The 21,199-nt window shown below is 48.1% G+C and carries 14 protein-coding genes; 2 read left to right on the top strand and 12 right to left on the bottom strand.

From position 1 onward, the window contains the following. Nucleotides 1-137: 137 nt before the first annotated feature. The 5 genes from ompW to purL all read right to left on the bottom strand — a co-directional run bounded on the left by ompW (nucleotide 138) and on the right by purL (nucleotide 9,223). Nucleotides 138-779, bottom strand: coding sequence for an outer membrane protein OmpW (ompW, locus tag PY479_RS11260; protein ID WP_275483804.1), 642 nt, complete (start codon nucleotides 777-779; stop codon nucleotides 138-140). A gap of 495 nt (nucleotides 780-1,274) precedes the next feature. Beyond that, nucleotides 1,275-1,388 (bottom strand): cytochrome bd-I oxidase subunit CydX, encoded by a 114-nt coding sequence (gene cydX / locus PY479_RS11255; RefSeq protein ID WP_212593789.1) that lies wholly within the window; start codon nucleotides 1,386-1,388, stop codon nucleotides 1,275-1,277. A gap of 12 nt (nucleotides 1,389-1,400) precedes the next feature. Beyond that, on the bottom strand, nucleotides 1,401-2,561 hold the full coding sequence (cydB, locus tag PY479_RS11250) for a cytochrome d ubiquinol oxidase subunit II (RefSeq protein WP_275483803.1): 1,161 nt from the start codon (nucleotides 2,559-2,561) through the stop codon (nucleotides 1,401-1,403). Between the two features lie 16 nt (nucleotides 2,562-2,577). Beyond that, complete coding sequence (locus PY479_RS11245; RefSeq protein ID WP_212593791.1) at nucleotides 2,578-4,152, bottom strand: cytochrome ubiquinol oxidase subunit I; 1,575 nt, start codon at nucleotides 4,150-4,152, stop codon at nucleotides 2,578-2,580. 1,189 nt (nucleotides 4,153-5,341) lie between these two features. Then, nucleotides 5,342-9,223, bottom strand: coding sequence for a phosphoribosylformylglycinamidine synthase (purL, locus tag PY479_RS11240; protein WP_275483807.1), 3,882 nt, complete (start codon nucleotides 9,221-9,223; stop codon nucleotides 5,342-5,344). 294 nt (nucleotides 9,224-9,517) lie between these two features. On the opposite strand from purL, the gene mltF reads away from it, so the two are divergent. Next, nucleotides 9,518-10,963 (top strand): membrane-bound lytic murein transglycosylase MltF, encoded by a 1,446-nt coding sequence (mltF, locus tag PY479_RS11235; protein ID WP_275483802.1) that lies wholly within the window; start codon nucleotides 9,518-9,520, stop codon nucleotides 10,961-10,963. Between the two features lie 200 nt (nucleotides 10,964-11,163). Here mltF and tadA read toward each other — a convergent pair whose 3' ends face one another. From tadA to guaB, 3 genes are all read right to left on the bottom strand, one after another. Then, nucleotides 11,164-11,670 carry a tRNA adenosine(34) deaminase TadA gene (gene tadA / locus PY479_RS11230; RefSeq protein ID WP_275483801.1) on the bottom strand — a complete coding sequence of 169 codons (507 nt, stop codon included), beginning with the start codon at nucleotides 11,668-11,670 and terminating at the stop codon, nucleotides 11,164-11,166. Nucleotides 11,671-11,755: 85 nt separating this feature from the next. Next, nucleotides 11,756-13,333: a glutamine-hydrolyzing GMP synthase gene (guaA, locus tag PY479_RS11225; RefSeq protein WP_275483800.1), complete on the bottom strand. Its 1,578-nt coding sequence runs from the start codon at nucleotides 13,331-13,333 to the stop codon at nucleotides 11,756-11,758. An 89-nt stretch (nucleotides 13,334-13,422) separates the two neighbouring features. Then, complete coding sequence (gene guaB, locus PY479_RS11220) at nucleotides 13,423-14,889, bottom strand: IMP dehydrogenase (RefSeq protein WP_212593795.1); 1,467 nt, start codon at nucleotides 14,887-14,889, stop codon at nucleotides 13,423-13,425. A 127-nt stretch (nucleotides 14,890-15,016) separates the two neighbouring features. On the opposite strand from guaB, the gene xseA reads away from it, so the two are divergent. Further along, nucleotides 15,017-16,357, top strand: coding sequence for an exodeoxyribonuclease VII large subunit (gene xseA, locus PY479_RS11215; protein WP_275483799.1), 1,341 nt, complete (start codon nucleotides 15,017-15,019; stop codon nucleotides 16,355-16,357). Between the two features lie 85 nt (nucleotides 16,358-16,442). Here the strand turns inward: xseA and der are convergent, their stop codons facing one another. The 4 genes from der to hisS all read right to left on the bottom strand — a co-directional run bounded on the left by der (nucleotide 16,443) and on the right by hisS (nucleotide 21,109). Beyond that, entirely contained in the window at nucleotides 16,443-17,912 is a 1,470-nt protein-coding gene (gene der, locus PY479_RS11210) for a ribosome biogenesis GTPase Der (protein ID WP_275483798.1), read from the bottom strand. A gap of 81 nt (nucleotides 17,913-17,993) precedes the next feature. Beyond that, nucleotides 17,994-19,181, bottom strand: a complete 1,188-nt coding sequence (bamB, locus tag PY479_RS11205; RefSeq protein WP_275483797.1) for an outer membrane protein assembly factor BamB — start codon at nucleotides 19,179-19,181, stop codon at nucleotides 17,994-17,996. Between the two features lie 11 nt (nucleotides 19,182-19,192). Then, nucleotides 19,193-19,813 (bottom strand): tetratricopeptide repeat protein, encoded by a 621-nt coding sequence (locus PY479_RS11200; RefSeq protein WP_212593799.1) that lies wholly within the window; start codon nucleotides 19,811-19,813, stop codon nucleotides 19,193-19,195. A 15-nt stretch (nucleotides 19,814-19,828) separates the two neighbouring features. After that, nucleotides 19,829-21,109 carry a histidine--tRNA ligase gene (gene hisS / locus PY479_RS11195; RefSeq protein WP_212593800.1) on the bottom strand — a complete coding sequence of 427 codons (1,281 nt, stop codon included), beginning with the start codon at nucleotides 21,107-21,109 and terminating at the stop codon, nucleotides 19,829-19,831. Nucleotides 21,110-21,199: the final 90 nt, after the last annotated feature.

Here is a 21,199-nt window from a genome sequence, read left to right as displayed (position 1 = left end):
TGCGCTTACGGCTTGAGTTAGTTGATGTCGCCATAAAGAAGTCCTCTTTATGTCAACGTATTTCAGGACGGGACATAACATTGATAATAAAAAAGGCGCCAATTGGCGCCTTTTTTACTCACCCCCAACAACGCAATCTAGAACGAATAACCAACACTGATCATGTAAACCCAAGGATCAATATTAGTACTAACTTTGTAGTTGGTATCCGCTAATGTGAATTTCACGTCAGTATTAATTTTGGCGTACCAAATCGACGCGTTAACTAACCAATCTTTGTTTATCTGGTAATCCAAACCTACCTGAGCCGCCAATCCCCAAGAATTGCTCAGACTTAGATTATCCAGACCCAACTCTTTAGCCCCAGCAGTAAAGTCGTTATCAAAGAACATGGTGTAGTTTACGCCCGCCCCAACATAGGGACGCAACTTAGACTGCGCATTACCAAAATAGTACTGAGCCACTAATGTGGGTGGTAACTGCTTGGTGTCGGCAATCTTACCAAGGCCTTTCAATTTTACGTCATGGCTAAAGGGAGTAGCAGCCAGTAATTCAACGCCCCAATTATCAGTCAGCATATAACTGAAATTCAGTCCTAACTGAGTGTCGTTGTCTACCTTAAACTCCCCAAAGGTCAATACATCATCACTAGATTCGTTTGGAGCTACCACCGCGGCACCAGCTCGAACAATAATGTCCCCAGCCTGATGAGCCATTGCCGGTGCAGCAGCAGAAAACAGTGCAGCAACTATCAATCCTGACAGGATATTCTTTTTCATTCATTCACTCCATAGCGACTTGATACCGCATCAATTTTCATATTTCTTGTAACTGCAACGTCTACCCTGCCACCATCAACACCTAACAACATTGATCTAAATCAATTCTAATTCCATGACATCAAACAGATCTATATCATTGATTAATAGCTCACATTATTGTTTTATTGCATATTTTATACACCTTTAAAGTGTGCACTCGTTAACATTTCACACAATTCAACAGTACGGATTTTGTGCAAAATTAAATTTAGCTAAAAAATTAAAATCTGATAGTTAGATTAGTGATAACAACTGGTCCAATCAGGTATATATGCTGATTTTTATAATTTTATTAGTGTTTTATAAATTTACCCAAAGGCATCTTATTTGCTCACGTTCCACACCAGCAAATAATGTGTAAATAAAGAGGCTGCTACAGACCCCCCGGTGACCAGATAACAAAAAGCCCCTGAATCGCTTCAGAGGCTTTTTAATTAACGGAGAACGAGCCGATTACTTGTCTGCTTCTTCTCTATCCATGTTCTCTGTAGTTTCCAACCAGAGCGCATTGATAATACCAAAGGAACAAGCCAGCAACAGACCGAGTACCCAAGTGAAATACCACATAACTGTCGCTCCTTAGTAAAGTGAAGTACTGTTTGTTTCAATGTGCTGACGGCCGATACGACCATACATTTTGTAATAAGTGTACAAAGTGTATGCGAGCACAGTTGGAACAAAAATAATGGCCACCCAGGTCATGACTGTCAGAGTCAGATGGCTTGCAGTAGCATCCCACATGGTCAGACTGACGTTAGGATCCAGTGATGATGGCATCACGAATGGGAACATAGACACGCCACAGGTCAAGATCACCCCAGCAATGGTCAATGAACTAAACAAGAAGGCAAATCCTGAACGTCCCATACGGCTAGTGACAACCACTAACAGTGGTGATACCAGACCAATGATGGGGAAGATAACAGTCAATGGGTACTTGCTGTAGTTAGTCAGCCAAGCGCCAGCTTCCACGGCAACCTGTTTAGTCGTTGGATCTGAGGCAGCATGAGTATCTAAGGCTGATTTCAGGACATAACCGTCAATACCGTAAGCTAACCACACACCAGCTACCGCAAACAGCACCAGGACTACCAGAGACAGGATCTGAGCCACACCCGCAACACGGGCACGCAATTCACCTTCAGTCTTCATTTGCAGCCAGCAAGCGCCCTGATTCATGAACATTGCGGCACTGATCAATCCGGCCAACAGGCCGTACGGATTCAGCAGATACAGCAGGTTAAGAATCCAGTTGCTGTCACTAGTGCCATAGTAGGCACGCAGATATTCATCAAAATGGAATGGCACGCCCTGCAGCAGGTTACCGAAGGCGACACCGATCACCAATGGGGGGATGAAACCACCGATGAACAGACACCAGTCCCAAGTTTTACGCCATTTTGGATCCTGAATTTTTGAACGATAGTCAAAGCCAACTGGGCGTAACCACAAGGCAGCCAATACCAGGATCATCGCAACATAAAAACCTGAGAATGATACTGCGTAAACCATTGGCCATGAGGCAAACAGTGCTCCACCGGCAGTGATCAACCAAACCTGGTTGCCATCCCAATGCGGCGCTACAGTATTGATCATTACGCGGCGTTCAGTGTCGTCCTTGCCCACGAAAGGCAACAGTGCACCAACACCCATATCAAACCCGTCTGTTACAGCGAAGCCTATCAGCAGTACACCGACCAGGGCCCACCAGATAAATCTTAATATTTCATAATCAAACATGGTCTAATCCCTCTGCTCAGGCTTCCAATTTTTCAAAGTGATAACGGCCTGTCTTCAGACTGCTGGGGCCACGGCGAGCAAATTTGATCATCAGATACAGTTCAACCACCAACAACACTGTGTAAATCAGCGTAGCGGTAATGATACTGAACCACAGATCACCCGCGCTCAGAGAGGACGCAGACATGTAAGTTGGCAGCACTTCGGAGATTGTCCAAGGTTGGCGACCATACTCAGCCACAAACCACCCACATTCAATCGCAATCCAAGGCAACGGCAAACTATAGAAAGCCGCTTTAAGTACCCAAGGCTTTTCTTCGATCTTATGACGAGTGCTTTGCCAGAATGAAGCGGCATACACCAGCAACATCACGAAGCCCAACGCAACCATCACACGGAAGCTATAGAACAAGGGGGCTACATTAGGGATAGAATCCTTAGCAGCAGCTTTGATCTGTTCATCAGTAGCATCGACGATTTTATCTGTGTAAGGCTTCAATAGCAGGCCATAACCTAAATCGACTTTTTTCTCTTCGAATGCGGCTTTATCAGCAGGATCAACCACTATGCTTGGATCTTTCTTAGCTTTACGTAATTTTTCCAGTAATGCATATGCAGTCATACCATTACGGATACGGGCTTCGTGTTCTTTAACCAGATCGTGAATACCGGTAACCTGTTCATCAAGAGAGCGGGTTGCGATAATGCCCATTGCATAAGGGATCTTGATAGCGAAGTCGGTTTCCATCTCTTTCTGATTCGGGTAACCGAAAGCAGTGAAAGAAGCAGGTGCGGGTTCGGTATGCCATTCAGCTTCAACAGCAGCTAATTTTACTCGCTGAACTTCACCCATGCGGTAGCCGGACTCATCGCCCAACACAATTACTGACAGGATAGAAGCCATACCGAAACTAGCGGCTACTGCGAATGAACGACGCGCAAATGGCAGGTCACGTTTTTTCAGGATGTAGTAGGCGCTGATGGCCAATACAAACATAGAACCTGCAACATAGCCTGAAGCGACTGTATGTACGAATTTCACCTGGGCTACTGGGTTAAACAGCAGTTCAGTGAAACTGGTCATTTCCATTCGCATGGTTTCGTAGTTAAACACTGAACCGACTGGGTTCTGCATCCAACCATTTGCCACAAGAATCCACAAAGCAGACAGGTTGGTACCTAATGCAGTCAACCAGGTAGCTGCCAGATGCTGTCGCTTCGACATGCGATCCCAACCGAAGAAGAACATACCGACGAAAGTAGATTCAAGGAAGAATGCCATCAGGCCTTCGATGGCCAGTGGTGCACCGAAAATATCCCCAACGTAATGAGAATAATATGACCAGTTAGTCCCGAACTGGAACTCCATAGTCAAACCGGTAGCGACCCCCAATGCGAAGTTGATACCGAACAACTTACCCCAAAACTTGGTCATGTCCTTGTACACTTGCTTATTTGTCATCACATAAAGTGATTCCATAATAGCTAGCATGAAGGTCATACCCAGAGTGAGGGGAACAAACAAGAAGTGATACATGGCTGTCAGCGCAAACTGGAAGCGCGATAGCTCAACAACCTCTCCAACTATCATTTGTGACTCCTTACATGGTAATCCATCAACCCGTTTCAATCCCCATTAAAACGACCCGACGGTGAGTAGGATAGCGTTAGTAATTTTGTAAATTTCTATCTGATGCTGCTCCATCAGATAAACCATCCAAATGATTCCCGAACGGCTATTCAGCAACACTAACCTTGTAAATCAGGTTTTCACTGCCTTAACGTGACGCGAATCACATTTCATTAGAATTTTGTGTATAACTTCAAAATCCACATCATACTTGATACAAACAAAACATTAAATATCAGTGATTTGGATAAATGCGCTCGCCAAAATTCGCCATCATTTTATACCACTTGATTTTGACTCAAATCAATCAAACCCTCGGATTTAAGCGGGTTTTGAGGCAAGCCACACACTAGCCATAACGTATCATTGACACATTGTCTTTTACATGCTAGGAGCAACTGACAAACTTCATTTTTTATTATTTTTCACCGCTAAGTTAGTAAGTTATACAAAAAACCCAATTTAAATACATTTTAACTTTTATATCTTAATATTTTTCTAAGTTTAAAAAATAACGCCAGAACATAAATATCACTTATATTATTGTTTTATATACATTTTTAATAAATAAAAAATTATATTTAATTATTATTAGATTTTTATTGATTACTTAATCTAATAGTATTTTTTATTTTTATCACACCAAATCATTCAGTAATTTTCTTCAGGAGTGCATCCCATTACGCCGAATTCTGCTGCGCGCTGCGTAGAGGTTGGCAGTCGCAGTTACATTGATGGAGACAATTAGCGGTAAGTTTTCGCAAAATGCATGTTGCTAAAATTTTTTAAATATAAACTATCTTATTGTTTTTATTCGATTTAAATTTATTTAATTACAGTAATAATAATAGAACGCGATATCATTAAATTTAATGCAGATATTAGCACTTAAAGAGCAGTACATAACCTCACCGGCTATTTAAACAAGCGCGCGAATAAATTAGGAAGAGCCCAAAAAAGGCAGGTTCGGAAAGAATCGTAAACATCTGGTCAAGCCACTGATTTTACTCACTTCAGTGGGTTCGAAAGTAAAAATGACAACATAACCATATGAAAATTATTGAATTTAACCATATAACAACATAGATAAAAAAGGCGGGTGTTAAATTTACCCGCCTTTTTCCATCAGAAAAAATTTATATAACTCGCTTTAACCAACATTCACTCTGGCATTGCGGAACATCCTCATCCAAGGACTATCTTCGCCCCAGTTATCTGGGTGCCATGAGTTTGCAACCGTACGGAATACACGTTCTGGATGCGGCATCATGATAGTTACCCGACCATCTTTGGATGAAATGCCTGCCAACCCTTCTGGAGAGCCGTTTGGGTTTTGCGGATATAGTGTCGCTATCTCACCTTTTCCAGTCACATAACGCAACGCCACAGTACCACTTTGTTCCGCTTGCTGTTGCGCTGTATTAGAGACAAACTCCGCTCGACCTTCACCATGAGAGACTGCAATGGGCATTCTGGAACCGACCATACCATTGAAAAACAGCGATGGACTCTGTTGAATTTCCACCAGACTGAAACGCGCCTCAAACCGTTCAGAACGATTACGAACAAAACGCGGCCAATGCTCGGCACCTGGAATAATTTCCTTAAGGTTAGAGAGCATCTGACAGCCATTACACACACCCAACGCAAAACTGTCGTTACGAGCAAAGAACTGGCTGAATTCCTCTCGGGCACGGGCATTAAACAGAATTGACTTAGCCCAACCTTCTCCGGCACCTAATACGTCACCATAAGAGAAGCCACCACAGGCTACCAGCCCTTGGAATTGCCCCAATTGGATGCGTCCTGAAAGAACATCCGACATGTGCACATCGATACTTTCAAAACCGGCACGGTCAAATGCTGCGGCCATTTCAATCTGCGAATTAACGCCCTGCTCGCGCAGAATAGCCATTTTGGGTGCCACCCCTTTGAGAATATACGGCGCAGCCACATCTTCCTGCGGATCGAAGCCCAACTTCACGGTAAGACCTGGATCGGTAGCATCTTGTTTTAGCGCAAATTCTTCACTGGCACATTCTGGGTTATCACGCAGTGCCTGCATGCGATATGTGGTTTCAGACCAGAGTTTACGGAGCTCGGTACGACTGGCACTGAACAGTTCACGCGAACCATCACTAATACGCACGACATCGTCTTGATTCATCGAAGCGATGGGCAAACAATTCACACCCGCGGCCTGATAGGCAGCAGTAATTTCGGCAACCTCTGCGGCGGCGACCTGAATCACAGCACCAAGTTCTTCGTTGAACAAGCGGGCAATATCACCGCCGGGCAATGCACTTACATCCACATTCAGACCGGTATGCCCGGCAAAGGCCATCTCAGTCAGGGTAACAAACAATCCGCCGTCACTCCGATCGTGGTAGGCCATGAGTTTATGTTCAGCGACCAGTGTCTGCGTCACGTTGAAGAACCCTTTCAGCACGGCGGCACTGTCTACGTCGGGCGCCTTATCACCTAATTCGCCATATACCTGTGCTAAACAGGACCCCCCAAGACGCTGCTGACCGTTGGCAACGTCCACCAGCAATAAAGCAGTTTCCCCTTTATCGCTACGTAACTCAGGTGTAACCGTATTGCGAATATCACGCACGGCGGCAAAAGCCGTGATGATCAATGACAATGGGGCGATAACGGCTTTGTTGCCTTCACTGTCTTGCCACGCAGTTTTCATCGACATGGAGTCTTTACCGACAGGAATCGTCAGTTCCAACTCTGGACACAGTTCTTCCCCCACTGCTTTTACTGCGGCATACAAACCGGCATCTTCGCCGGGGTGGCCAGCGGCCGCCATCCAGTTAGCGGAGAGCTTAATGCGTTTCAAATCACCAATATCGGCACCTGCAATATTGAGCAGCGATTCCGCCACCGCCATACGCGCAGAGGCGGCAAAGTCCAATAACGCCAGCGGTGTACGTTCACCCATCGACATTGCTTCACCAGCGTAAGTGTCGTACGTTGCCGCAGTGACCGCGCAATCGGCCACTGGCACCTGCCAAGGGCCAACCATCTGGTCCCGATTGACCAAGCCGGTAACGGTGCGATCGCCGATGGTGATCAGGAAAGTTTTGTCGGCGACGGTCGGTAAACTCAGTATACGTTTAACCGCGTCTGCCAACTGAATTTGACGCTTATCCAGCGGCTTACCAGTTGCCTGCAAACTGCTGACGTCACGGCTCATTTTTGGCGGCTTGCCCAGCAATACTTCCAATGGCAGATCAATCGGCTTATTGTCGAAATGGGTGTCGTGTAGGCTCAGATGTTCTTCTGCTGTTGCTTCACCAACAACGGCAAATGGGGCACGTTCACGTTCGCAGATAGCTGTAAAGGTTTCAAGCTTTTCAGCCGCAACCGACAGCACATAACGTTCCTGTGATTCGTTACACCAAATCTCTAATGGACTCATACCCGGTTCATCAGATGGCACATTGCGCAGTTCAAATTTGCCACCACGACCGGCATCGCTCACCAGTTCAGGGAAAGCGTTAGACAAACCACCGGCACCCACGTCATGAATAAACTGGATTGGGTTATCGTCACCTAGTTGCCAACAGCGATCGATCACTTCCTGACAACGACGTTCCATTTCCGGGTTGTCACGCTGCACAGAGGCAAAATCCAGGTCTTCGCTGGATTGTCCTGATGCCATGGAAGAAGCCGCGCCACCACCCAGACCGATATTCATCGCCGGGCCGCCCAAAACAATCAGCTTGGCTCCGAGCGATATTTCGCCCTTCTGTACGTGTTCTTCACGGATATTACCCAGTCCACCGGCCAACATAATGGGCTTGTGATAGCCACGGACTTCGACACCGTTGTGGCTGCTCACCTGCTGTTCATAGGTACGGAAATACCCCAAGAGTGCCGGGCGACCGAACTCGTTATTAAATGCGGCACCGCCTAATGGGCCATCCATCATAATATCGAATGCGCTAACAATACGTTCCGGCTTGCCATAATCCCCTTCCCACGGTTGTACAAACCCAGGGATTTTCAGGTTAGAAACACTGAAGCCGGTCAAACCTGCCTTAGGTTTTGAACCGCGACCAGTAGCGCCTTCATCGCGTATTTCACCGCCAGAACCGGTGGCAGCGCCCGGATAAGGACTAATGGCGGTCGGATGGTTATGGGTTTCTACCTTCATCAAAATATGGACAGGTTCGGCGTGATAACGATAAACACCATCGCTATCTGGGAAGAACCGTCCGGCATCACAACCGGTCATCACTGCAGCATTATCTTTATAAGCAGATAACACATAGTCGCCCGTCGTTTCATAGGTGTTCTTAATCATCTTGAATAACGACTTGGGCTGTACTTCACCGTCAATGGTCCAGTCTGCATTAAAGATTTTGTGGCGGCAGTGTTCTGAGTTCGCCTGCGCGAACATCATCAATTCGATATCGTTGGGGTTACGCCCCAGTTTGACGAAGTTCTCAACCAGATAATCAATTTCATCTTCGGCGAGCGCTAAGCCTAACTGACGGTTAGCAATTTCCAGCGCTCGACGCCCTTCGGCGAGAATATTCACGCTGACAACTGGCTTAGGTTCGGCTTTCTGGAACAGGTAAGCGGCCACTTCAAAGTTATCCAGAACCACTTCCATCATGCGATCATGCAACAGTGACTTCAGCTGTTTGAGCTGAGGAGCATCAAGCTCTTCTGCCTGAACATAGTACGCAATGCCGCGCTCTAGGCGTTTAATTGCTTTCAAACCACAGTTTTGTGCAATATCAGTGGCCTTGGAAGACCAGGGAGAGATAGTGCCAGGACGCGGAGTAACAAACAGCAATTGCCCCTGTGGTTCATGAGATTCAATCGCCGGACCATAGGTGAGAATTTTTTCCAGCTGGCTTTTGGCTTCATCAGTTAAAGGCGCTGTCACATCAGCCAAATGCACAAATTCAGCGTAGATATCCTTAACAGGCAACCCATTGGCACTGCAGGCTTGCAACAATTTTTGCACTCGGAAAGCTGAGAGTGCCGGGGCTCCGCGGATGATTTCCATCACGTCTTATCACCTTATATAGATAGGATTACTGGGTCAGAAGTGGCGATATTATAGGGAAATACCGAGGGTAAATCACCTTGCAGTTTGCGCAATTCACCGCCATATATGGTATAAACTTATTCAATAAGAGGAACATAGCGTTCAGCACACCAAACAACGCCCTTAAGGACACAGATAACTGGTACAACAGTTGAGGCAACAGGCTGAATTGTAGACGTAAATTATCAAGCGGATAAATTTGCGGCAACTTGATGGGATAACACTCATCGGAAACTCAATTAGCCGATACTCATGAAAAAATTAACTGCTGTTTTCACCGTGATTCTGTTGCTGGCAGGTTGTCAGAAGCTGCCATTAACTGAAACGCCACCACCCACGCCACCGGGTCAGTTTGAGACTCTGCGGGTAGGTACGCTATACGGTCCACAAATCTACGTTGAGTCAACCCGCGGCGACAGTGGTTTCGACTATGAATTAGCAACGCGTTTCGCTGATTTTCTGAATAAGCCATTGGAGATGGTGCCCTACGGCAATATTCAGGAACTCTATCAGGCGCTGGATACTGGAAAGATTGACCTGATTGCAGCCGGACTTGCCGATACAGAAAGCCGCCGGTCGCTATTTCGCTTAAGTCCACCGTTATATCATGTAAATCAAATATTGGTATATCGAGAAGGTACACCGGTACCTACAGATTTAGCGGACCTCAACAGCCCCCTAGAAATTGCGGCAGATTCTTCGTTTGTCGAAACGCTAAAAGATCTCAAACCGGAATATCCCTCACTGCAATGGCATGAAGCGAATGACAAAGATAGCGAAGAGTTGTTGTCGATGATCGCCAGTGGCGATCTGCAATACACGGTAGCAAACTCCAGCAGTCTGGAAATCAATCGTCGCTTTATGCCGGAACTGCGCGCCGGTATGACACTCAAAGAGCAGCAGCCAATCGTCTGGCTTCTGGCACATAACCATAGCGATACCTTGATGAGTGAACTTTTGCGTTTCTGGCATCAAGAGAAACGCGATGGCACGCTGGATCATCTGGTGGAAAAATATTTCGGCCACGTAAAGCGGTTCGATTATGTGGACACCAGAGCTTTTATCCGAGCGGTAAAAGGTCGACTACCACAATTTGAACAATGGTTTAAAAGTTACGCGGGTGAATTAGACTGGCGCAAACTCGCGGCAACAAGTTATCAGGAGTCTCACTGGAATCCGCAGGCACGCTCTCCAACTGGTGTACGCGGTATGATGATGCTGACCATTCCTACGGCGGAACAGTTAGGAATTGAAGATCGTCTGGATCCTCAGCAGAGTATTCGTGGTGGAGCAGAATATCTGGCGTCGATACTGGATACCCTGCCTGCCTCTATTCCAGACGAAGAACGGATGTGGTTTGCACTGGCGTCCTATAACGTTGGCTTTGGTCACGTAGAAGATGCCAGAGTGCTCACCGAAAAGATGGGAAAAAATCCCAGTGCCTGGAAAGACGTAAAGCAGGTACTGCCGCTGCTGCAAAAACGCAAATACTACCAGCAAACTAAATATGGATATGCCAGAGGCAGTGAAGCAGTGCAATACGTCGACAATATTCGTCGTTATTACGATACCTTGGTTTGGTTGGATAACCAGCAGAGTCAACAGGCATTGGCAGATAATGATAATAGCGATACCACACAGTCACAGGCGATATCTGCGACGGACCCAGATGCTGAAGCCGTCATTCAACCACGTTAACGAATTGTGAATTCTAAGCATAAATGTTACTGGCGGCAAAGGCATTAACCTGATAACGTGGTAACGAATTTTTTTGCCGAGACAGCCAATGAAAGCAGGTTCCATCACCCGCAATGCCGCCCATAGACGGCGCCTTATCAAGAAAATCCACCGCAAACGTATCTTTGCCAGAGAAAGATTATTTTCTGGCTTTTATTATATTAATCACCACCACCATCACCACAGTTGTCCAATTTTAGCTGTTTCTTTTCCTGGCGACGACGGCGAAAAAAACTGCTGAGTAACTCACCGCATTCCGTCGCGAGTACTCCGCCACTCACCTGTACCTGATGGTTGAAAATCGGATGTTGTAACAGGTCAATTACCGATCCGGCAGCACCGGTTTTAGGATCGGGGGCACCGAAGACTACACGCGCTACCCGACTATGCACCATAGCCCCAGCACACATGGCGCAAGGCTCCAAAGTGACGTACAAGGTGGTGTTAAGTAAGCGATAGTTTTGCAAAACCTGTCCAGCCTGACGTAAACAGATAATTTCGGCGTGTCCGCAAGGATCATGACTGCCGATGGGCTGATTGCGGCCACTGGCAATCAGCTGATTATGCCATACCAGCACCGCACCTACCGGCACTTCTCCAGCGGCTTCAGCCTCCTTTGCCAGCGTCAGCGCCTGCTGCATCCAATAGTTATCCTGCTGTTCTGTCATAGCTAACTCATTCAACCCGAATTACACAAAACAAAGAGCGCCGTAGCGCCCTTTGAAAATTCGTCGGTAGTATTATTACCGGTCATTATTCCCACTCGATAGTGGCTGGCGGCTTACCGGAGATATCGTAAACCACACGGGAAATGCCGTCGATCTCATTAATGATGCGGTTAGAAACGCGCCCCAGAAAATCATATGGCAGGTGCGCCCAATGTGCGGTCATAAAGTCGATGGTTTCTACTGCACGCAGTGACACCACCCAGTCATATTTACGGCCATCGCCCATCACCCCGACACTCCGCACCGGCAGGAACACGGTGAATGCCTGGCTGACTTTCTGATACAAGTCAGCTTTATGCAGCTCTTCAATGAAGATGGCATCGGCACGGCGTAGCAAGTCACAGTACTCTTTCTTCACTTCACCTAACACGCGAACACCAAGGCCTGGTCCAGGGAATGGATGACGGAACAGCATGTCATAAGGTAAGCCCAGCTCCAAACCGATCCGGCGGACTTCATCTTTGAACAGTTCACGCAACGGTTCTACCAACCCCAGCGCCATATCTTCAGGCAAACCACCCACGTTATGATGCGATTTAATCACATGGGCTTTTCCAGTAGCACTTCCCGCAGACTCAATCACATCAGGGTAGATAGTGCCTTGCGCTAGCCATTTGGCATTCACGCGCTTAGAGGCTTCTTCATCAAAGATTTCTACGAACACGCGGCCAATGATTTTACGCTTGGCTTCTGGATCGTTGACCCCTTTTAGAGCGTCCAGGAAACGGTTTTCACCATCAACATGCACAATATTCAGGCCAAAATGATCGCCAAACATCTCCAGCACTTGTTGTGCTTCATTCAGGCGCAACAAACCATTATCAACAAACACACAAGTCAGCTTGTCACCAATGGCGCGGTGCAGCAACATCGCGGTAACCGATGAATCAACGCCGCCAGACAAGCCCAAGATCACTTCGTCATCACCGACTTGTGCTTTAATCCGTGCGACAGCGTCTTCAATGATGGAGGCAGGCTGCCATTTATTATCACAGCCGCTGATCTCCAGCACGAAGTGCTCCAGAATACGCAAGCCTTGACGAGTATGAGTGACTTCCGGGTGGAACTGCACGCCATAGAAACGCTTGGCTTCATTAGCCATTGCTGCAAATGGACAGGTGTCAGTGCTGGCAACCGCTTCAAAACCTTCAGGGATGGCCGATACTTTATCACCATGGCTCATCCATACATCCAGTAACGGCTTACCTTCAGCATTCACCGCATCCTGAATATCATGGAACAGCGCAGAAGGTTGCAACATTTCCACTTGGGCATAGCCGAATTCACCTTCACCTACCCCCTTAATCACTTTACCGCCCAACTGCTCACTCATGGTCTGCATACCATAGCAGATGCCTAATACCGGAACCCCGGCGTTAAACACATACTCGGGTGCACGTGGTGAATCTGCTTCGGTAACACTTTCTGGACCGCCAGACAGGATGATGCCATTCGGGGCAAAATCGCGGATCTGTTGCTCGCTGACATCCCAGGCCCACAGTTCGCAATACACGCCGATTTCTCGAATTCGACGGGCAATCAACTGGGTGTACTGAGAGCCAAAATCCAGGATCAGTATTTTGTGCTCATGAATATTGCTCATTGAAAACCTTTATTTCTGGTGCAATTGCCACCATTGCTGGCGGCATCAACTAAAAAGCAAGGGCGACTGTCGCCGCCCCGTGATTATTATCAGCCACGAACGTTGTAGTTCGGAGCCTCTTTGGTAATCGTGACATCATGCACATGGGATTCCCCCATACCGGCAGAAGTGACCTTCACGAACTGTGCTTTTTCATTCAGTTCTTGAATTGTGGCACAACCGGTCAGTCCCATGCAGGAACGTAACCCGCCCATATGCTGATGGATAAGTTCTTTAATTTTGCCTTTGTAAGGTACACGGCCTTCGATACCTTCCGGTACCAGCTTATCTGCGGCGTTATCACTCTGGAAATAACGGTCAGATGACCCTTTAGACATCGCGCCCAAGGAACCCATGCCGCGGTATGATTTATAGGCACGGCCTTGATATAGTTCTACTTCACCAGGTGCTTCATCAGTACCGGCAAACATTGAACCGGCCATAATGCAGGAAGCACCGGCAGCCAACGCTTTTGCCAAGTCGCCAGAATAACGGATACCGCCGTCTGCGATGACGGGAATGCCTAGGTGCTTAACTGCTTCCACCGCATCAGATACCGCAGTAATTTGTGGTACACCCACACCAGTTACGATACGAGTGGTACAAATGGAACCAGGGCCAATACCCACTTTAACTGCGTCGACACCCGCTTCTACCAACGCCAACGCGCCCTCAGCAGTTGCAACGTTACCACCCACAATCTGTAATTCAGGATATTTAGCTCTAGCATCACGGATACGCTGCAACACACCTTCTGAATGTCCATGTGACGAGTCGATCAGCAGCACGTCGATACCAGCTTTAACCAGTGCATCAATGCGATCTTCATTTCCGGCACCAGCGCCAACAGCGCCACCTACACGCAGACGACCAAACTCATCTTTACAGGCGTTCGGTTTACGTTCCGCTTTCTTGAAGTCCTTAACAGTGATCAGACCTTTAAGTTTGAAGTCATCATCCACTACCAAGACTTTTTCAATACGGCTAGAGTGCATCAATTTCTGCACTTGATCGTGCTTGGTGCCTTCTTTAACAGTGACCAGACGTTCTTTAGGTGTCATCACTTCCTGCACCGTCTTACTGTGATCAGTCACAAACCGAACGTCACGACCAGTGATAATACCTACCAGTTCGTTGGCATCAGTTACTACCGGATATCCGGCAAAGCCGTTGCGCTCAGTCAGCACATGCAGCTCAGCAATTGTGGTAGAGGGGGTAACGGTGACCGGCTGAGCCACAACACCCGCTTCATAACTTTTAACTTTACGAACTTCTTCGGCCTGAGCTTCAATGCTCATATTTTTGTGGATAAACCCAATACCGCCTTCCTGAGCAATAGCGATGGCCAGACGGGCTTCTGTCACAGTGTCCATCGCTGCAGACAGCAATGGAATATTGAGCTCAATCTTTTGGGTCAACCGGGTTTTCAGGCTTGCGGTATTAGGGAGAACGGTGGAGTGCGCTGGCACCAATAACACATCGTCAAAGGTAAGCGCTTCTTTGATTAAACGTAACATTGCAACATCTCCCCTTGCGGTAGGATACAAATCAAAATAGAGGTGAAATATTGCGGCGGCATTATACCTTGCAAGCTTTCATGGGTAAATGGGAAAATAACTAAAAATTCTGTCAGGAAAGTGATTGATGTCGGAATCGGCTAATCAGGTATACACCGTCTCCCGTCTGAATGGCGAAGTGAGACAACTGTTGGAAGGACAATTTGGCCGTATCTGGCTCAGTGGCGAAATCTCTAATTTTTCAAATCCGTCCTCCGGCCATTGGTATCTCACGCTGAAAGACAGCCATTCCCAGATCCGCTGCGCCATGTTTCGCGGACGCAATCAGCAAGTTACCTTCCGCCCCATTAACGGCCAACAGGTACTAGTACGCGCCAACATCAGTGTGTATGAACCTCGAGGTGATTATCAATTAATCATTGAGACCATGCTGCCGGCAGGCGATGGACTGCTGGCGCAGCAATTTGAAGCCCTAAAAATGAAACTGGCGGCCGCTGGCTTATTTGCTGCGGAGAGTAAACGGCCATTACCAAGCAGTATTCAGCGCATCGGTGTGATTACGTCCCCTACCGGCGCAGCCATCCGCGACGTGCTCAAGGTGCTGTCACGACGAGATCCTTCCATTGAGGTGGTTATCTATCCTGCCGCCGTACAGGGCGACCAAGCGCCTCTGCAGCTGATCCGTGCCTTAGCGTTGGCCAATATGCGGCAAGAGGTGGACGTGCTGCTGCTCACTCGTGGTGGCGGCAGTCTGGAAGATCTGTGGGGCTTTAACAACGAAGCTCTGGCCTACGCCATCTATAGCAGTGAATTGCCAGTAATTTCTGCGGTCGGGCATGAAGTGGATATCAGTATCAGTGACTATGTGGCAGATCTGCGAGCACCGACACCGTCGGCCGCCGCCGAGATGCTGTCCCGTGATGCGACAGAGAAGCAGCAGAAACTGCGTACCGCTAAAGCACGGTTGTTACAAGGTTGGCAACACTGGCAATTATTGATACGTCAGCGACTACAACTGCTGGATCACCGCTTGCAACGCCAAGACCCGTTACGCCAGCTGCAGCAGCTGGCACAGCGCTTTGATGAACAGCAACTGCGGCTGACTTCGGCATTAAGAGAGTTACTGCAGCATAAACACCAACAACAGCTGACACTCAGTGGCCGACTCAACGCTCAGCATCCTCGACACCGCTTGGCGTTAGCAAGCAAACGCTTGGAATATCTGACGCAGCAACTGCACAAGCAAACCCAACTTAGACTACAGCAGGCACAACAGCGGCTCAGCCATGGTGCTCATGCGCTAGAAAACGTCAGTCCATTGGCGACGCTTAGTCGCGGCTACAGTATCAGTCGGAATGCTGCTGGTGAAATCGTCACCAATGCAACGCAACTGCAGCCCGGAGACACTCTGCGCACCCTGGTGCAACATGGCGAAGTGATATCAACCGTCAATAAAGTGCATTCCTAGCATCGCAGTGGCATAACGCTCAGCTGTACTTATGATGGCATCAAGAAAACAACAAAGCCGGAGATATCTCCGGCTTTTTCATGCATTATTCGCGATTCTTTAGATGCGTCATCATCCGTTTTCGACGACGTTGCTGACTTAAGGTCAATTTCTCGGTTCTACCTTCGAACGGGTTTTCCCCTTCCTGAAAGCGTAACTGGATCGGAGTACCAACAATATTCAGCGTGCGCCGATAGTAATTCATCATGTAACGCTTATAGGAATCTGGTAAACGCGAAACCTGGTTACCATGGATCACAACGATTGGTGGGTTATACCCCCCGGCATGAGCATACTTCAGTTTTACACGGCGACCATTCACCAATGGTGGCTGATGATCATCCTGTGCCATCTGCATGATCTTGGTCAGCATCGACGTACCAACGCGGCGGGTCGCACTTTGATAAGCTTCTTCTATGGACTCGAACAAATGGCCGACGCCAGTGCCATGCAACGCCGAAATAAAGTGGATCCGCGCAAAATCAATAAAACCTAAACGACGATCCAATTCGGTTTTTACCCGCTCTTTAATGTCGGTATCGATGCCGTCCCACTTGTTGACGGCAATGACTAATGCACGGCCAGCATTAATGGCGAAGCCTAACAGCCCCAGATCCTGCTCGGCAATCCCCTCACGGGCATCAATAACCAACAACACAACGTTGGCATCTTCTACCGCTTTCAGGGTCTTGATGACAGAGAATTTTTCAACAACGTCATGCACCTTCGCACGACGGCGCACACCGGCAGTATCGATCAGCACATATTCCCGGCCATCGCGTTCCATCGGAATATAGATAGAATCGCGCGTGGTGCCGGGCTGATCGTAGACGACGACCCGCTCTTCGCCCAAAATACGGTTGGTCAGTGTCGACTTGCCCACGTTAGGCTTACCGATAATGGCCAATTTGATGGGCAACTCTTGCAGACGTGTCTGCTCCGCTTCCGCCTCTTCTTCGGTATATTGCCGTACCGGTTTACGCGGTTCGTCACTCTCGTCTTCGCCTTCATCATCAGCCATCGCTTTAGCAAATGGGGCCAATGCATTGTCAATCAGGCTGGAAACACCACGGCCTTGTGACGCGGCAATCTGATAGATTTCACCCAGACCTAACGCCCAAAACTCAGCAACAGCAGAATCGCCATCGATACCATCAACCTTGTTAGCGACCAGAAAAGTCATCTTTTCACGAGAACGCAAATAACGAGCGATGGCTTCATCGGCAGCAGTCAGACCGGCTCGGGCATCAGTCATAAATAACACGACATCAGCCTCGGCGATCGCGGCCAGCGACTGTTCGGCCATTTTGGTTTCAATGCCTTCTTCGCTACCGTCAATACCACCAGTATCGACGACAATAAACTCGTGTCCGGACAAAAACGCCCGACCATACTTACGATCCCTGGTCAGCCCCGGGAAATCCGCCACCAGCGCATCGCGGGTACGGGTAAGCCGGTTGAACAGAGTCGATTTTCCCACATTGGGTCGCCCCACTAGGGCCACGACAGGAATCATGTTTTTCCTCTTACAAATTCTTAAACAACAAAAAGCCCCCGGGTTGGCTCCCGGAGGCTTCGTAAAACGATATTGTACCTGTTACGGGAGAGAAATGGCAGCTACCTTGCCATCTCGGGTCTGCACATAAATTTTATCATCAGCAACTTGAGGTTGGCTGAACAATCCAGATCCGTCCACTTTAACACGGCCTACAATCTTACCAGATTCACGATCGATAAAGTGCAGATAACCTTCAAAATCACCCACAACCACATACCCACGATAAACTGCTGGAGACGTCAACTGGCGATTAGCCAACTCACTATTGCTCCACAACTCCAAACCATTACGACGATCAACAGCATAGACGTTACTGTGGTCATCAACCAGGTACAGATCGACACCACTCTCGGCGAGTTCATGGAAACTGGAGTACTTACGGCTCCAAACCACACGGCCACTGCGCAGTTCCATACTCACTAAGTTACCGTTATAACTCACGGCATAGATATTGCTGCCAATCAGCAAAGGGGTCATGTCAACATCAGCCATACGACTGAATTCATTACCGCCTTTTGGCACATAGATGGGCTGTTCCCACGCGGCCTGACCACTGGCTTTTACCACGACAGCGACTTTGCCATCGGCAGTACCAACAAAGAAACCACCTTCGGCATATGCAGCTGAACCAGTGCCACGTAATGTTAAGTTGGGCAAAGTAGACTCGTAGGTCCAAAGCTTGGCACCAGTATCAACGTTGAACGCATCTAAAGCACCGGTAGAGCAATTAACCACTACGGTATCTTCAGCCACGGTAGGGGCTGACAGTAACTCACCACTCGCAAGGCTATGCCAGATAGGCTTACCGGTTTCAACATCCAAGGCAACCAGTAAACCGCTTTCACCACCCACAAATACTTTATTTTGGGCAACGGTAATGCCTGCAGCCAAACGAGCACCCTTGGTTTCTTTCAACGGCCCGTCGCCAAACAGATCATTAAAGTCTACTTTCCATAGCTCATCACCACTTTTTTCATCAAAAGCGGCAACTTTGCCATCTCTGGAAGCAACAAAAATTTTGCCGTAACGAATTGCGGGGTGGAGTCTGGAGTAGTAATCACCTACGCCATCACCGACAGAGTCATCCCATACCACATCAGGATGCACTGTTGGCGTGATATCCGGTAATGGACTAACAGGCGCTTCATCTACGTCACTGGACGCACAACCTGCAAGAGCACCTACGACCAAACCACAGGCAATAAGAGTTTTACACCATGACATCATCCGGTGGTTCCTTATGCCTGATTAAGATTATCGAGTTTCATTTGCAACGCAGGACTGGAGGCAGCGCCACCTTTTTCAATCGCTGCTTGATATGCACTGCGCGCCTTGGCGGCATCGCCCTTGCGCACATAGAAGTCACCTTCAAGTTCAGATTTTTCTGCAGCGAAGGCATCATCTGACACATTATTTAAGGTTGTCAAAGCAGCATCTAATTGTCCCTGTTCAGCCTGAACACGAGCCAGACGTAAGCTAGCAATCGCAGCAACTACTGGTGTTGGTTTAGCGGCTAACACTTCTTGTAACGCGGAAGAAGCCTTGTCCAAATCACCGGATTCAGCCGCAGTTTTAGCGACGATTAGCTGCATCAATGCGGAATAGCCAGGCTGTGAATGAGCTTTGTCAAATTGAGCGGCCGCAGCCAGTGTGCTGGCAGCATCTTTGCTAGTTGATAAGGCAGTGTTGAAAGCTTCAGAAGCGGCTTCGGCTTTCTTAATCTGGTAACTGGAATAGTAATTCCAGCCATAAAGTGCACCCAGTCCTATCACTGCACCAGCCAAAATCGAAGTGCCGTAATCCTTCCAAAACTTTTTAATTGCTTCGACCTGTTGTTCTTCTGTGCTGTAAATTTCCACCCGCACTACCCCTTATTATTTTTTGAGTTGTTCCGTCAGATAAGCAGCCAATGAAGTGCGCTCAACCAACTGTTGTTCGCTATCTTCACGTAACGGTTTAACGGCTACCTTGTTATCCGCCAATTCACTTTCACCGATAATCAACGCGTAAGCCGCGCCACTCTTATCAGCTCGTTTAATCTGTTTTTTAAAGTTACCACCACCACAGTGGCTCATGACTCGCAGTGTTGGCAGCGCTTGACGCAGTTCCTGAGCTATCTTGATCGCTTCAGGGACACATTCGTCGCCCATGGCTGTGACATAAACGTCCACAGGTGAAGCAACATCTGCCGTCAGGCCGAGGGTTTCCAGCAATAACACAATGCGCTCCAGGCCCATTGCAAAACCCACCGCCGGCGTATCTTTACCACCCAACTGTCCCACCAGGCCGTCATAGCGCCCGCCTGCTAATACAGTACCTTGAGCGCCTAGGCTATCTGTCACCCATTCAAACACGGTACGGTTATAATAATCGAGACCACGTACCAGCCGGGGATTAACTTTGTATTGGATGCCAACCGCTTCGAGTAGTTCACACAATCGTGAAAAATGTGCTTTGGATTCTTCACCGAGATAATCCATCAACACTGGGGCGTCCGCCAACAATGCCTGAACTTCGGGATCTTTGCTATCCAGTACCCGTAGCGGATTGCTGTACATGCGGCGTTGGCTGTCTTCGTCCAACACTGCTTTATGTTGTTCAAGGAAAGCCACTAATGCATCGCGATAAGCAACACGTTCTTCGTTATCACCGAGAGTATTGAGCTCTAACGAAACATGCTGGCGCATACCCAGCTTATCCCACAACGAAGCCGACAACATCAAGACTTCTGCGTCGATTTCAGCACTGGCGATACCATAAACTTCCACCCCAAATTGGTGGAACTGACGATAACGTCCCTTTTGCGGTCTTTCGTGACGGAACATTGGGCCGATATACCACAGGCGTTGTTCCTGGTTATATAACAAGCCATGTTCATTACCTGCACGCACGGTAGACGCGGTACCTTCGGGGCGCAGGGTCAAACTGTCACCATTGCGATCGGCAAAGGTATACATCTCTTTTTCGACGATATCGGTCACTTCACCAATAGACCGTTTGAAAAGATCGGTGTTTTCTACGATGGGAGTGCGGATTTCACTGTAGCCGAATGACGCAACAGAGGCGCGCAATACCGCCTCAACTTTTTGCCATACGGGACTCTGGTCGGGCAGAATATCATTCATGCCACGAATCGCTTGGATCTGTTTTGCCACTGTTAGACTCGTTTGTTCCAGGCCGGAAAGTTAAAAAATGCCAGCATTATAAGCGGTTCGCGAAGTAACGCCAAACCGCCGGATGACGCG

Source organism: Shewanella sp. A32, assembly GCF_029167175.1.
GTDB lineage: Bacteria > Pseudomonadota > Gammaproteobacteria > Enterobacterales > Shewanellaceae > Shewanella > Shewanella yunxiaonensis.
The sequence above is the reverse complement of the archived record's forward strand: the minus strand, read 5'-3'. Positions and strand labels throughout refer to the sequence as shown.